This window comes from Devosia sp., from assembly GCF_034675085.1.
Taxonomy (GTDB): Bacteria; Pseudomonadota; Alphaproteobacteria; order Rhizobiales; family Devosiaceae; genus Devosia.
Genome location: NZ_JAUCDN010000059.1, coordinates 1 through 13716, shown reverse-complemented (window position 1 = coordinate 13716; position 13716 = coordinate 1). Strand labels below are relative to the sequence as shown.

Genomic DNA, 13716 nt, shown 5'->3' with positions numbered 1-13716 from the left:
TCGGTGAAAAAGAACAAGGCCAGGAAGGGCGAGGACCTCGCCAATGCCCAGACCGTCGGCGTCACCGCCACGGTCAAGGCGCTGGAGCAGATCATCCTGCATGGCCGCAAGGAGGTGGAAGGCTCCGCCCCCTGGGTGCCGCACCGTCCCGCGCGTCCGGCCAAGCGCGGCGAAAGCCGGCCCTTCCGCCTCAACACCACTTACGAGCCGCGCGGCGACCAGCCCACCGCCATCGCCGAGCTGGTCGAGGGCGTCGAGAACGGCGAGACCGACCAGGTGCTGCTCGGCGTCACCGGTTCGGGCAAGACCTTCACCGCCGCCCAGGTCATCGCCCGCACCAACCGCCCCGCGCTGATCCTGGCGCCCAACAAGACGCTGGCCGCCCAGCTCTATGGCGAGTTCCGGAATTTCTTCCCCGACAACGCCGTCGAATATTTCGTGTCCTATTACGACTACTACCAGCCCGAGGCCTATGTGCCGCGCACGGACACCTATATCGAGAAGGAATCCACCATAAACGAGCAGATCGACCGCATGCGCCACTCGGCCACGCGCGCGATCCTCGAACGCGACGACGTCATCATCGTCGCCTCGGTCTCCTGCATCTACGGCATCGGCTCGGTGGAAGACTATACCGCCATGACCATCGACGTGCAGAAGGGCGAGAAGATCGACCAGCGCGAGCTGCTCGCCAAGCTGGTGGCCCTGCAATATAAGCGCGGCGACACCGGCTTCGTGCGCGGCACGTTCCGTGTGCGCGGCGACACGGTGGAAATTTTCCCCGCCCACTATGAAGCCGCCGCCTGGCGCGTCTCGCTCTTCGGCAACGAGGTCGAATCCATCGTCGAATTCGATCCGCTGACCGGCAAGAAAAGCGCCGACCTCACCTTCATCCGGGTCTTCGCCAATTCCCACCACGTGACGCCCCGCACCACCATGAACCAGGCGCTCAAGGCCATCCGCTCCGAGCTAGCGGCGCGTTTGCAGGAACTCAACGGCGCCGGGCGGTTCCTCGAAGCCCAGCGGCTGGAACAGCGCACCCTCTTCGATCTGGAAATGATGGAGGCCACCGGCTCCTGCGCCGGCATCGAGAATTATTCGCGCTATTTCTCCGGCCGCAAGCCGGGCGAGCCTCCGCCGACCCTCTTCGAATATCTCCCCGACGACGCTTTGGTCTTCGTCGACGAAAGCCACGTCACCATCGGCCAGCTCGGCGCCATGTATCGCGGCGATTTGCGCCGCAAGGCGACGCTGGCCGAATATGGCTTCCGCCTGCCGAGCTGCATGGACAACCGCCCCCTGCGTTTCGAGGAATGGAACGCCATGCGCCCGCAATCGGTCTATGTCTCGGCCACGCCCGGCTCATGGGAAATGGAGCAGACCGGCGGCGTCTTTGCCGAACAGGTCATTCGCCCCACCGGCCTCATCGATCCCCCGGTCGAGATCCGTCCCGCCACCCATCAGGTGGACGATGTCATCGACGAAATCCGCGCCACCATCGACAAGGGTTATCGCACCCTGGTCACCGTGCTCACCAAGAAGATGGCCGAGGACCTGACCGAATATATGCACGAACAGGGCATTCGCGTGCGCTACATGCATTCGGACGTCGACACCATCGAGCGCATCGAGATCATCCGCGATCTGCGCCTGGGGGCCTTCGACGTGCTGGTCGGCATCAACCTGCTGCGCGAGGGCCTCGACATCCCCGAATGCGGGCTGGTGGCCATTCTCGACGCCGACAAGGAAGGGTTTTTGCGCTCCGAAACCTCCCTCATCCAGACCATCGGCCGCGCCGCGCGCAACGTCGATGGCCGCGTCGTCCTTTATGCCGACAGGGAAACCGGCTCCATGCAGCGCGCTTTGGCCGAAACCAGCCGCCGCCGCGAAAAGCAGCTCGCCTATAACGAGGCCAACGGCATCACCCCGCAATCGGTCCGCTCCAACATCCACGACATCGTGGACTCGGTTTACGAGCAGGACCATGTCACCATTTCCATCGGCAAGGGCAAGGACGGCAAGGAACAGCTCGCCGTCGGCGAAAACCTCGCCGCTGTCATCAAGGACCTCGAAGCCCAGATGCGCGAAGCCGCGACCAACCTCGAATTCGAAAAAGCCGCCAGACTGCGCGACGAGGTCAAGCGGCTGCGGGAAATGGAGCTGGATACGCTGACCGGCGAGGTGTCCTGACCGACACCGCGAAAAAGCCCCTGTGACGCACTTTGCTTCCCCGCTCCCGATGTCATTCCGGCGCAGGCCGGAATCCATCTCCGCATGTTTCCACGGGGATTGATGGGTGCGGATGGCCCTACAGCATGTCTCCCGAAAGTGGGAACCGGTTTCGGGACAAAGACATGCGCAAAAACAAAAGGCTAAAGCGCATGGAGCGAATCTGAAAGATCGCGACGCGCTTTAAGGATAGATGCCGGCCTGCGCCGGCATGACATGGTGCAAGGGAGGGTTCCGCAGGCCGCTTTAAAGCCCAAGCCGCAAGAGCGACGCTCGAATGCGCGGATATTTAGAGCGTTTCCAGCAAAAGTGGAAACGGTTTTGCGGTTCGGAAACGCGATAAAACAAAGGCTTAGATCGTTTCACCGTTTCCACTAAACGGTGAAACGATCTAGCCGACCATCCCCTCGCCACTATCGACATAGCGCTTCGCACGGCACCCCGTCATTATCGCCATCCAGCCTGTGCCCCCAGCTGCAATTGGCCAGATACCATCGCGCTTCCTCGCATGAATCGATCTGCGTGCAATAGCGCCGCGATGGGCAGGACGCTTCGCTCTGCCGCTGCACCACACCATAACCGGGCTGGTTCCGCGCCGGCACCGAGATCGCCGGCGCCGCCCGCGCTGCCGGCGTACCGCTCAGAGATTGCGCACTGACCCATCCGACCTGACCATTGGCGGACACGAGCCCCCAGCCGCTCCGCCGCTCACCCGCCATCACCTTGGTATCGTGCTTGAGGCTGGCGAGCACCCGTCCATTCGTGCTCGGCGCCTCGCGCAGATTAAGGCTGCTGGCAGCAACATAGAGCGTTGCATCGAAGCGCGGCGCCTCTGGAACACCCACCCGAACGGCCTGCGTCCCCGGCGTAACCGAGGCTGTCGCCGGCGTATCGGTTCCACCGATGATGTTACCCAGCGCCGCCAGCATCATGATGCCGGCAAAGACCCAGAACAGTTTGCGCATGCCCCCTCCGCCAGCACCATGCCGCCTGCCGATTATCCTGTCCATCCTGGAGAGCCGATCCAGCCTCCGCTTTATCCCCGCCCCCTCCTCCCTCCCCCACACTCCCATATGTTCCCCCCGGAGTGTGCCCCATGACCCGTTCCCGCCACCGCCTGTTCCACGCCAGCGCTATTCCCGCTTATCAGGTTTCCGAGCACAGGCGGCTTTCGCAATTGCTTGAGGACACGCAGGATGCCCTGGTTCCGCCGTGGCCCGAGCCGCTGGCCGGCATGCAATTGGCGCGGGTGCGGCGGCTGATGGCCGATATTGCGGCGCTGGTCTCGCGCGAGCCGGGCAATCGGGCGCTGCTGCGCCTGCCGCCCGGCGAAGTGCTGGCGCGGGTGGAGATCGCCGCTGCGCTGCGCGATGGCGAGGCGGCGCTGGCCGCCTTTCATCGCGCCCATAGCGATATCGACAGCAATTGTGAGGATGGCTGGCTGGTGGCGGAAAATCGTCGCCGCCCCGGCGATTGACTTATCCCGCTTATCCCCGCGCTGGAAAACCGTGCCATCATTCTCCCGTTCCCGCCGGCAACACGCGGTGCCGACGAAGCACCGGGCGGGGAGACGGGCCGCTCGGGGTCGCCTGGGCGGGTGCGTGGATGTCGACAACCGGCCAGAGCCGAACCGCCCCCGCAAGGACGTTCGCGTCCGCGCCGACGGTGGGTCCGAAGCGTCAAACCCCAAAAGGGGGCCGCTCGAGGCATGCGCAAGAAATCCCGATCGTGGGAAGCGGCTTTCGCCTCTTCTGTTCTACCAGTTTTTCGGGGCGAAAGCCGCATCCCACCGTGCAACCGTGACGCCTTCGGGCCGGGCGGCGTTTCCGGCTGCCTTGCCCCTGCCACACGATCAAGGCATGAAGGAAAGGACCATTCGGGAGCATTCTGATGCGCACATCCCTTCCTCTTGCCGCCCTCGCCGTGCTTCTCGTCGCCGCTCCGGCGCAGGCGCTCACCGTCACCGCCCGCGTCTCGGGCGGCAATATCGCCGTGCATGCGGGGCCGGGCCTGTCCTACCGCGTCGTCGGGCGCATTGCCGACGGCACCGAGATTCCCATCGACGAATGCACCCAGCGCGACGGCGATTCACGCTGGGGCAGTTGGATCGGCGATGCCGGCTATCCGCTCAGCGGCGCGGGCGCGCGCGAATGGTGCCACATTCCCGATTATGGCTGGGTGGAGCGCAACTGGATCGTGGGCAAGGGCCTGGTCAACGTCACCCCGCCCGATTTCGCCGGACGCGGCTGGTAGGCCAATCCGGCCTTGGAGCGTTTCCAGGAAAAGTGGAGACCGGTTTTCCGGTTCGGAAACGCGATAAAACAAACACTTAGATCATTTCACTGTTTCTACCAAACGGTGAAATGATCTAAAGCCAGCCGGAAAGCTCGCGCCGCACCATCGCCTCGATCATGTCCATGCTGGCCGGGCTGGCATTGAGGCAGGGGATATAGGCGAATTTCTCGCCGCCCGCCGCCAGGAAGCTCTCGCGCCCGCCGATGGAGATTTCCTCCAGCGTCTCGATGCAATCGGCATGGAAGGCCGGGGCCAGAACCGCCACCTTCTTCTTGCCCTGCCCCGGCAGGCTCTCCAGCGTCTTGTCGGTGGCCGGGGCCAGCCATTGCGTCGGCCCGAACCGGCTCTGGAAGGTCACCTTGAGCTTGTCCTCGGGCCAGCCCAGATAGTCGCGCACCAGCCGCGTGGTTTCGTGGCAATGCTTTTCGTAGGGGTCGCCCCGGTCGACATAGCTCTGCGGCAGGCCGTGATAGGAGGTGAGCACCACATCGGGCTCGAAATCGAGCGCGGCGACGCCATCGCGGATGGAATCGCCCAGCGCCGCCACATAATTGGCATCGTCGAAATAGGCCGGCGCCGTGCGCACCGCCGGCTGCCAGCGCATGGCGCGCAGCGCGTCGAACGCCTTGTCATTGGCGGTGGCCGTGGTGGTCGCCGAATATTGCGGATAAAGCGGCACCAGCAGAATCTTGCGGCAGCCAGCCGCCTCCATGCGTTCCAGCGCGCTCCGCGTCGATGGATTGCCGTAGCGCATGGCGAAGTCGACCATGATATCCTCGCCCGCCAGCCGCTGGGCTAAATTCTCCGACTGGGCCCGGGTGATGACGCGCAGCGGGCTGTCATTGTTCTGCCTGTCCCAGATCAGGCTGTAGGCATGGGCGCTTTTTTGCGGGCGGGTGCTGAGGATGAAGAGGTTGAGGATCGGCCACCAGATCAGCTTGGGCGTCTCGATAACGCGCGGATCGGAAAGGAACTCGCCCAGATAGCGGCGCACGCTCCAGTAATCGGTGCCGTCCGGCGTGCCCAGGTTGAGCAGCAGCACGCCGATCCTGGAATTCTGGCGAAGCGATGAGACCGGCGGAGAAATCTGGGGCATGAAGCGATTTTTTGGAAGGATTCTAGACAGGGGCGCACCATAACCGCAAAACCGTCAACCGCAAGGCGGCGATGGGTCGCGCCACCCCGTGATGGCGCGTTTTATACGTTTTTGCCCCGGGTGCGGCCTGCTCACAGGCTGGCGATCAGGAACAATATGCCGAAAGCCAACACCGCCAGGGCTCCCAGCAATTCGAGCCCCCAGACCAGCCGATACCCGAACGCGCTGTCGAGCCCGCCCAGCCGGTGCGCCAGGCCCTTGGCCCCCACGGCCAGCGCGGCCAGGCTCGCCACGGTGATGGCGGTGCCGGCGCCCATCAGGAAGACCCCGGCGATTCCCGCCGCCAGCAGGCCCTGCGACAGCGCGAAAACCATCACCACCAGCGCGCCCGAGCATGGCCGCAATCCCACCGCCAGGACCACCCCCAATTGCTCGCGCCAGCCCCCCTGCGCCGCTTCCGGCGGCACCACATGCATATGGTCGTGGTGATCGTGGTCGTCCGCATGATCGTGATGATCATGATGATGGTGCGCGCCCTCATGAAGATGCTCATGCGCCTTGCGCGCCATGTCGGGCGCCGGTGCGTGGTGATGATGTCCCCAGCCGAAGAGCTTGCGCAAGACCAGCCACAGCCCCAGCAGCACGATCATCCCGTAGGAGGCGATGCCGATCCAGTTGGCGGCGTCGCTCATGGCCAGGCTGGTCAGGCCCAATATGCCCGCGCCGATCAGCACGAACACAACCGCCACCAGCGATTGCAGCATGGCCGAGGCGATGCTGAGCGCGATGCCCCGTCGCAGCTGCGTCTCGTTGGCCAGCATATAGGACGAGATCACCACCTTGCCGTGGCCCGGCCCCGCCGCATGGAACACGCCATAGAGGAAGCTCAGCCCGCCCAATATCCAGAAAGCGTTACCGTCATGGCGCAGCCGGTCCAGAGCCGTGGTCATGGCGCCATAGAAATGTCGCTGCTGCTCCTGAAGCCAGCCGAAAAAGCCAGTGCGCGGCAGGTTGAGGCCCGGCTCGGGCGGCGGCCCGCCAAAGGGCAGGCTCGGCCGCGCCTCGGCCACGGCCTGCGCCGCCTCGGTCGCATTGGCCGGCGGCGCCGACAGGGGGGCGCCGTCGCAGCCGACCACGATCATGCCCTGCGTGCCGCGCATCGCCGCCGCCAGGTCGGGCGGCAATTCCAGAACCTCGGCGCCCAGAGCATAGAGCCGGTCGGCGATCTCGGGCGCCATGGGCTGGGGCGGCACCAATTCGGCGCGGCAACCGGCGGGAGCGTTCTCCAGCGCCACCGCCCCCGCATCGGCAAATTCGATCGCCACGTAATATTCGGGGTCATAGACACCCAGCTCGAAGCGCGGCCCCACGCGTTGCGGCGTCATCGCGTCGAGCGTGAAGCTCAGCGTCACCCGCCCGTCCTCATAGGCCATATGCTGGTCGCCCACGGCGCGGAACTGCATGGGCGCGTCGCTGGCCCCTGCGAAGGTGTAGAAGCCGAAATCGCCCAGATCGGCGACGTTCTCATCGGCGAGCGGCTGCAATTCCGCCGGGCTCACCAGCCCGTCGCCGTCGCTGTCCAGCCCCTGCACGATCCAGGCGGAAAAGGCGGTGTCGAAGGTCCAGCGGTGGCGCAGCGCGCTAACGGCGTCGCCCTCGAACACCACGCCGATTTCGGCGTCGATCCAGATATGAGGATGGGCCAGCGCCGGTCCCGCCAGCCCCAGGAGCACCGCGGCCGCACCCAGAAGTCGCGCCAGAAGAGCCTTCGCCGCCACGCCCATTCCTCAGTTGACCGGATGCTTCTCGAACCACGCCACCAGATGGTCGATCAGCGCCCGCACCTTTCCGGCCAGGTGGCGGCGATGCGGATAGACCGCCTGAAGCGTCTGCCCGGTGGGCATGTAGCTTTCGAGGATCGGCACCAACTCGCCGCGCGCCACCAGCGGATCGGCCAGATAGGAGGGCAAGACGACGAAACCAAGGCCCATCGCCGCCGCCTCGCGCGCCGCCAGGGGAGAATTGACCCGCACCGGCCCGCTGACCGGCACCGAAATGGTCTTGCCATCCTCGAAGAAGCGCCAGTTCGAATGGCCCTGCAAATTGACGTCGACAATGCAGGGCAGATGCCGCAGATCGTCGGGATGGAAGGGCCGGCCAACCCGCTCGATCAGCGCCGGCGCTCCGCCCGCCACCACATGCATGTCGGCGATCTTGCGCGCGATCAGTGCCGAATCGGCCAGGGTCGAAATGCGCAGCGCCACATCGATCCCTTCATCCACCAGGTCCACATAGCGGTCTTCCAGCCGCAGATCGAGCGTCACCTTGGGGTGGGCGCGCAGGAATTCGTAAATGGCCGGAGCCAGCGTCGATTCGCCGAAATTGCGCGGCGCCGATACACGCAGCAGGCCGCGCGGCTCGCTGGTCTGGTCGGTGATGGTGGCGTCCAGGTCGTCCAATTGCTGCAAAAGCGCGCTGGCTTCGCGATAATAGACTTCGCCTGCCTCGGTGAGACTGAGCTTGCGCGTGGTGCGGTTCATCAGCCGCACGCCCAGGTAATCCTCGAGATCGGTCACATATTTGGAGAGCAGCGCCTTGGAGCGGCCATGCTGGCGCGCCGCCGCCGAAAAGCCGCCGGCATCGAACACCTGAACGAAGGCGCGAATACGGGCGAGGTCCTGCATCATGGCGCTCCGGTCACATTGGCGAGGCCATGGACGCATAACGCATTGACACTGGTTGAACAACAACGGGGCTTGGTGTGGCCACGATTAACGATAGGATAGCAAGCCCAATCGACGCGCCTGGGGAGTTCGGACTATTTTCCCACCTATGTCCAGACCTTCATCCCGCTCAACTCTCTACCGGCTCATCGAGGCCGGGCAGCTCGCGCACAAGGCGCTGCTGCTGCCCCTTCTCGAACGGGGCCTGGAGCCGGGCGACGATGCCGTTCTCTTCGCGCTGGGACGCTCCGGCGCCACCCAGGAGGCGCTGGCCGAGGAATTGGGCCTGTCCGCCCCCGCCCTTGAGGCGCGCCTTGTCCGCCTTGCCGAGCGCGAGCTGGTCACCCGCCAGGCCGTCGGCCCCGAGCTGGCCGAAGGCGTCGCCCTCACCGGGCGCGGCGCGCGCATCTGCAAAAGCCTGGCCGATCACTGGGCCCAGCTCGAAGAGGCGCTCATGGGCGAGCTCAAGCCCAGGCAAAGAAAGAAACTTGCCGGCCACCTCAAGCGTTTCGTCGCTTTGCTCCGGCTCTGAAACCAGCCTGAAGGCACCATTCAGGTCCAGTTCATCCGCAAGGGTGTTTTCTGCGGTCATGGATATTCAGCGCCCCACAAGGCAAAGGAGAACGACAATGGCTTTGAGCAGGAAAATCATGGCGGCAGGTCTCGCCGCCCTGGCCCTGGTGGCCACCACCGCCGCCGCCTCTGCCGCCCCGGCTTACGCCACCGGCAATGTCAACGTGCGCTCCGGTCCCGGCACCGGCTATGGCGTGGTCGATACGCTGCGGCGCGGCGAGCAGGTCGATGTGCAATACTGTCGCGGCAGCTGGTGCTTCGTCGACAAGCGCGGTCCGAGCGGTTGGGTTTCGGCCAATTACCTCGATCGCGGCCGCCCCGGCAACTGGAACAACCGTCCGGGCTGGAATAATGGCTGGAACAACGGCTGGAACAATCCTCCCCCGAGCTGGGGCCCCCGTCCCCCGCGCCCGCCCCAGTGGGACCCGCGTCCGCCGCGCCCGCGGCCGGTGCCCCCGCATAATGGCGGCAGCGTCTGCTTCAACGGCCCCAACGGCTATTTCTGCATCGGCAACTGACCTTCAAATGCCGCCCTCCGGGGCGGCGTTTTCCATTCCCTTCTATTCGCGGCCCATGGAAGGATCGGCGACAGCCGGGATGCGCCGGATGCGTTCGCGTGCCATCACCACCAGCCCCGCTGCCACGATGATGCCCGCGCCGAGAAGGGAAACCGGATCGATCCATTCGTCAAAGATCACGGCGCCCAGAAAGATGGCCCAGGGCAGCGAGAAATAATTGAAGGGCTGGATGGTGCTGGCCGGCGCCATGGAGAGCGCATAGATCATCAGCCCATGCCCCAGGCAGGTGGTCACCATGATCGTCGCCATCAGCGCCAGGTCGGGCCAGGCCATGGGCTGCCAGTGGAACACGCCGATCGCGCTGGAGAGCAGCAGCCCCATGACGCCGGTATAGACCATGCTGGTAGCCGCGCTGTCCCGCCCGCTGACCTTGCGGGTGATGACGATATAGACCGCATAAAGCGTTGCCGAGAGGGCGGCGAAGAGCAGCCCCCGGTCGAGCGGCAGCCCGCCGGGCCGGATGATGATCAAGGCTCCGGCGAACCCCACGCCCACGGCAACGAAGCGGAAGACGCCAACCTTCTCTCCCAGCAGCGGAATGGCAAAAAGCGTCACCAGCAACGGATAGACCAGCGCGATGGCCTGCAAGCCGCCCAGCGGCATGGTTTGCAGCGCCAGCGCGAAAAACAGGATTTCGATGATGAGCAGCGAGCCGCGCAGGATCTGCCAGCCCGGCACCGCCGAGCGCAGCGCCGCCCGCAACGGCGCCTGCCGCATCACCAGCACCAGCGAGAACAGCGCAAAGCCCCAATAGCGCATCATGGTGATCTGGAAGGGCGAATAGCTCTGCACCAGCGTCTTGGAAATGGCGTCCTGCAGGCCGAAAACCACGATCGTGACCAAGGTCAGCGCAATGGCGCGGCCGACATTGTCAGGGCGAAAATCTGCGGGCAGGGACATGGAGGACAGCCGGGCGTGAAAATGCCCCGGACCGGGGCGGCCGGGGCATTTCAGCGCTATCGTAAAGCTCAGCTCTTGGCCATAGCCGACTTGACGGCACCGGCAATGGCGGTCAGCAGCCCGCCGCCGACAAGGCCGGTGGCACCCTGGCCCACCAGTGCGCCCATGTCGAGTCCGCCGGCGGCCGAACCCACGAGCGAATCGAGCCCGGGCACCATGCCCGCCAGCCAGGTGCCGGCCAGCCCGCCTATGGCCCCGGCGATACTGTTGCCCGCCGGGCCGAGATTGATGGATTTGACGATTTGCGCCAACACGTTACCGCCGACGCCGCCGGCAACGAGCTGGACCAGGATAGGCACGATGGCTTCCATAGATTTCCCCCTCCAGGAAACCCGCAGGGACACTCCCCCGCGGCGACGAAGCAAGCCTACGCCTGAAATTTTCTCAACAAAAGGACAGGGCTGCTGCCCGAAGCTGACAGCAGCGGCCCGTAGAGGACGGGCGGCCGGCCATTGAAGTTGCCGGGCAAAGGGGCCTATGGTCCGCCAGCATCCATCCAGGCCCAGAAGATGTCGAATCGCTCCGCTTCATCGCCGGCTCCCGTCGCCCTCGTTACCGGGGCCGGCAACCGCCTCGGCGCCGCCATCGCCCGGGCCCTGGCGCGCGCCGGCCATGCCGTGGTTATTCATTACCGGAGCGACGCGGAGGGCGCCCGTGCCGTGCGCAAGGATATCGAGGCCAGGGGCGGAAGGGCGGCTCTGCTGCGCGCCGATCTCACCAGCCGCCGTCAGCGCGCCGGCCTGATCGAGAAGGCCGCGGCCGCTTTCGGCCCGCTCACCGTGCTGGTCAACAATGCCTCGCTCTACGAACCCGACAGCGCCCGCGATTTCGACGAGGCCGGCTGGGACAGGCATTTCGCCATGCATGCCGAGGCGCCGATCTTTCTCGCCCGCGACTTCGCCGCCCAGCTTCCGGCTGACATCGTCGGCAATATCGTCAACATGATCGACGAACGCGTGCTCCACCCCACGCCCGACAATTTCACCTATACCCTGTCCAAATCCACGCTCTGGTGGGCGACGCGCACCCTGGCGCAGTCGCTCGCCCCCGCCATCCGCGTCAACGCCATCGGCCCCGGCCCGGTGCTGCCGCACACGCGCCAGAGCCAGGCCGAGTTCGACCGGTCTGTGGCCGGCCTGCCCTTGCAGGTCAATGCCGGACCGGAGGCCATTGCCGATGGCGTGCTGATGCTGCTCGACACCCCCTCAATGACCGGGCAGATGCTGGCGCTGGACGGGGGCGAGCACCTGCAATATCTGGCCAAGAGCAAGCCCACGCCACGCTCATGAGCGAAGACGACACCCCAGCCAGCGGCCCCGAGATCATCCGCGCCTTCGTGCGCACCCTGCCCAATGCGCCCGGCGTCTATCGCATGCTCGATGCGGCGGGCGAGGTCATGTATGTGGGCAAGGCCCGCAATCTCAAGGCGCGCGTCACCAACTATACTCGCCCCGAGGCACTCTCCATCCGCATTCAGCGCATGATCGCGGCCACCGCGACCATGGAATTCGTGCGCACCGAGACCGAGTCCGAAGCGCTGCTGCTGGAGGCCAATCTCATCAAGCGCCTGCGCCCGCGCTTCAACGTGCTGCTGCGCGACGACAAGAGCTTCCCCTATATCCTGATCGCCACCGATCACGAGGCGCCCGAGCTCAACAAGCATCGTGGCAGCCGCCGCCGGCCCGGCTATTATTTCGGCCCCTTCGCCTCGGCCACCGCCGTCGCCCGCACGCTGGCCAGCCTGCAAAAGGCGTTTCTCCTGCGCAATTGTTCGGCCAGCTTCTATGCCGCCCGCACCCGCCCTTGCCTGCAATTCCAGATCAAGCGCTGCTCCGCCCCCTGCACAGGCGAGATTTCGCTGGAGGATTACGCCAAGCTGGTCGAGGACGCCCGCCAGTTCCTGTCCGGCAAGTCGCGCAGCGTGCAGCAGCATTTGCAGCAGGATATGGCCGAGGCCGCCGAACAGCTCGATTTCGAGCGCGCTGCTCTCATCCGCGACCGCCTCTCCGCCCTCGCCCTCATCCAGAGCCAGGGCGATGCCACCGCCCGCTCGGTGGAAGAAGCCGACGTCTTCGCCATCCACCAGGAAGGGGGGCAATTCTGCGTGCAGGTGTTCTTCTTCCGCGCCTATCAGAACTGGGGCAATTATCCCTACCGTCCGCGCGCCGACTCCAGCATGGACGAAGCCGAAGTGCTTGAGGCCTTTATCGGCCAGTTCTACGAAAACCGCACCCCGGCGCGGCTGGTGCTCATCAGCCATCCCCTCAGCGAGCCCGATGTCATGGCCGAGGCCCTGTCCAGCCGGGCCGGGCGCAAGGTCTCCATCGAACTGCCCCGGCGCGGGGAAAAACGCGATCTCGTCAACCACGCCCTCACCAATGCCCGCGAGGCGCTGGGCCGGCAACTGGCCGAAGGCGCCACCAATCGCGCCCTACTCGAAGGGGTGGCCGAACTGTTCGGGCTGGATGAGCCGCCCCGCCGCATCGAGGTCTACGACAATTCCCACATTTCGGGCACCAATGCCGTGGGCGCCATGATCGTGGCGGGCGAGGAAGGGTTCTCGAAAAAGCACTACCGCACCTTCAACATCAAATCGACCGAGATCACCCCCGGCGACGATTTCGGCATGATGCGCGAAGTGCTTACCCGCCGCTTCACGCGCCTGGCTAATGAAAGCGAGGACGACGCGGAGGACGCCGCCTCCGGCATGCCGGACTGGCCCGACGTGGTGTTCATCGATGGCGGCGCCGGCCAGCTCAACGCCGTGAGCGAGGTCATCGCCGAATTGAACCTGCCGCGCGAAGTCATCTTCATCGGCATCGCCAAGGGCGAGGAGCGCGATGCGGGGCGGGAGAAATTCTTCATGGAGGGCCGCGAAGCCTTCATGCTGCCCCATCGCGACCCGGTGCTCTATTATGTCCAGCGCCTGCGCGACGAGGCCCATCGCTTCGCCATCGGCACCCATCGCGCCCGCCGCAAGAAGGAGCAGGTGAAAAACCCGCTCGACGAGATCGAGGGCATCGGCCCCACGCGCAAGCGCGCCTTGCTCAACCATTTCGGCTCGGCCAAGGCCGTCAGCCGCGCCGGCCTTGCCGATCTCGAAGCCATTCCCGGCATTTCCCACGCCATGGCCCAGCAGATCTACGATCATTTCAACCGCATGGAATGAGACCAAAGCCGGACTCGACAGCGCCGGAAAGCTCGGCTACACATTCGGGCATGATCCGTTCCGCCGCTTCCTTTTGGTATTTTAGCTATCCGC

At 65.2% G+C, this 13716-nt stretch carries 12 protein-coding genes and 1 pseudogene; 7 read left to right on the top strand and 6 right to left on the bottom strand.

The window, feature by feature from the left end:
* Window positions 1-2163: pseudogene (gene uvrB, locus VDP82_RS05880) on the top strand (excinuclease ABC subunit UvrB); the annotation flags it as partial.
* A gap of 479 nt (window positions 2164-2642) precedes the next feature.
* Here the strand turns inward: uvrB and VDP82_RS05875 are convergent.
* Complete coding sequence (locus VDP82_RS05875) at window positions 2643-3194, bottom strand: SH3 domain-containing protein (protein WP_323013915.1); 552 nt, start codon at window positions 3192-3194, stop codon at window positions 2643-2645.
* A gap of 131 nt (window positions 3195-3325) precedes the next feature.
* Here VDP82_RS05875 and VDP82_RS05870 point away from each other — a divergent pair, with 131 nt between their 5' ends.
* Window positions 3326-3706, top strand: a complete 381-nt coding sequence (locus VDP82_RS05870; protein WP_323013914.1) for a hypothetical protein — start codon at window positions 3326-3328, stop codon at window positions 3704-3706.
* Between the two features lie 413 nt (window positions 3707-4119).
* Window positions 4120-4482, top strand: a complete 363-nt coding sequence (locus tag VDP82_RS05865; RefSeq protein ID WP_323013913.1) for a hypothetical protein — start codon at window positions 4120-4122, stop codon at window positions 4480-4482.
* A gap of 115 nt (window positions 4483-4597) precedes the next feature.
* Here VDP82_RS05865 and hemH read toward each other — a convergent pair whose 3' ends face one another.
* From hemH to VDP82_RS05850, 3 genes are all read right to left on the bottom strand, one after another.
* Window positions 4598-5620, bottom strand: a complete 1023-nt coding sequence (gene hemH / locus VDP82_RS05860) for a ferrochelatase (RefSeq protein WP_323013912.1) — start codon at window positions 5618-5620, stop codon at window positions 4598-4600.
* A gap of 131 nt (window positions 5621-5751) precedes the next feature.
* Window positions 5752-7398: a DUF1007 family protein gene (locus VDP82_RS05855; protein WP_323013911.1), complete on the bottom strand. Its 1647-nt coding sequence runs from the start codon at window positions 7396-7398 to the stop codon at window positions 5752-5754.
* A 9-nt stretch (window positions 7399-7407) separates the two neighbouring features.
* Window positions 7408-8307, bottom strand: coding sequence for a LysR family transcriptional regulator (locus VDP82_RS05850; protein WP_323013910.1), 900 nt, complete (start codon window positions 8305-8307; stop codon window positions 7408-7410).
* 145 nt (window positions 8308-8452) lie between these two features.
* On the opposite strand from VDP82_RS05850, the gene VDP82_RS05845 reads away from it, so the two are divergent.
* Together VDP82_RS05845 and VDP82_RS05840 are read left to right on the top strand one after the other, a co-directional pair.
* Complete coding sequence (locus VDP82_RS05845) at window positions 8453-8875, top strand: MarR family transcriptional regulator (protein ID WP_323013909.1); 423 nt, start codon at window positions 8453-8455, stop codon at window positions 8873-8875.
* A 97-nt stretch (window positions 8876-8972) separates the two neighbouring features.
* Window positions 8973-9434, top strand: coding sequence for an SH3 domain-containing protein (locus VDP82_RS05840; protein ID WP_323013908.1), 462 nt, complete (start codon window positions 8973-8975; stop codon window positions 9432-9434).
* 42 nt (window positions 9435-9476) lie between these two features.
* Here VDP82_RS05840 and VDP82_RS05835 read toward each other — a convergent pair whose 3' ends face one another.
* Window positions 9477-10394: a DMT family transporter gene (locus VDP82_RS05835; RefSeq protein WP_323013907.1), complete on the bottom strand. Its 918-nt coding sequence runs from the start codon at window positions 10392-10394 to the stop codon at window positions 9477-9479.
* A 68-nt stretch (window positions 10395-10462) separates the two neighbouring features.
* Window positions 10463-10765: a hypothetical protein gene (locus tag VDP82_RS05830; RefSeq protein WP_416347083.1), complete on the bottom strand. Its 303-nt coding sequence runs from the start codon at window positions 10763-10765 to the stop codon at window positions 10463-10465.
* A 198-nt stretch (window positions 10766-10963) separates the two neighbouring features.
* Here VDP82_RS05830 and VDP82_RS05825 point away from each other — a divergent pair, with 198 nt between their 5' ends.
* A complete protein-coding gene (locus VDP82_RS05825; protein ID WP_323013905.1) occupies window positions 10964-11743 on the top strand; it encodes an SDR family oxidoreductase in 780 nt (259 codons plus the stop codon).
* Window positions 11740-13623, top strand: a complete 1884-nt coding sequence (uvrC, locus tag VDP82_RS05820) for an excinuclease ABC subunit UvrC (RefSeq protein WP_323013904.1) — start codon at window positions 11740-11742, stop codon at window positions 13621-13623. The genes VDP82_RS05825 and uvrC overlap by 4 nt, the downstream gene beginning before the upstream one ends.
* Window positions 13624-13716: the final 93 nt, after the last annotated feature.

What these genes read in the sequence shown, in the direction of transcription:
- VDP82_RS05870 (WP_323013914.1), top strand. Translation starts at nt 3,326, where the DNA reads ATGACCCGTTCCCGCCACCGCCTGTTCCACGCCAGCGCTATTCCCGCT.
- VDP82_RS05845 (WP_323013909.1), top strand. Translation starts at nt 8,453, where the DNA reads ATGTCCAGACCTTCATCCCGCTCAACTCTCTACCGGCTCATCGAGGCC.
- VDP82_RS05840 (WP_323013908.1), top strand. Translation starts at nt 8,973, where the DNA reads ATGGCTTTGAGCAGGAAAATCATGGCGGCAGGTCTCGCCGCCCTGGCC.
- VDP82_RS05830 (WP_416347083.1), bottom strand. Translation starts at nt 10,765, where the DNA reads ATGGAAGCCATCGTGCCTATCCTGGTCCAGCTCGTTGCCGGCGGCGTC.
- hemH (WP_323013912.1), bottom strand. Translation starts at nt 5,620, where the DNA reads ATGCCCCAGATTTCTCCGCCGGTCTCATCGCTTCGCCAGAATTCCAGG.
- VDP82_RS05850 (WP_323013910.1), bottom strand. Translation starts at nt 8,307, where the DNA reads ATGATGCAGGACCTCGCCCGTATTCGCGCCTTCGTTCAGGTGTTCGAT.
- VDP82_RS05835 (WP_323013907.1), bottom strand. Translation starts at nt 10,394, where the DNA reads ATGTCCCTGCCCGCAGATTTTCGCCCTGACAATGTCGGCCGCGCCATT.
- uvrC (WP_323013904.1), top strand. Translation starts at nt 11,740, where the DNA reads ATGAGCGAAGACGACACCCCAGCCAGCGGCCCCGAGATCATCCGCGCC.
- VDP82_RS05875 (WP_323013915.1), bottom strand. Translation starts at nt 3,194, where the DNA reads ATGCGCAAACTGTTCTGGGTCTTTGCCGGCATCATGATGCTGGCGGCG.
- VDP82_RS05865 (WP_323013913.1), top strand. Translation starts at nt 4,120, where the DNA reads ATGCGCACATCCCTTCCTCTTGCCGCCCTCGCCGTGCTTCTCGTCGCC.
- VDP82_RS05825 (WP_323013905.1), top strand. Translation starts at nt 10,964, where the DNA reads ATGTCGAATCGCTCCGCTTCATCGCCGGCTCCCGTCGCCCTCGTTACC.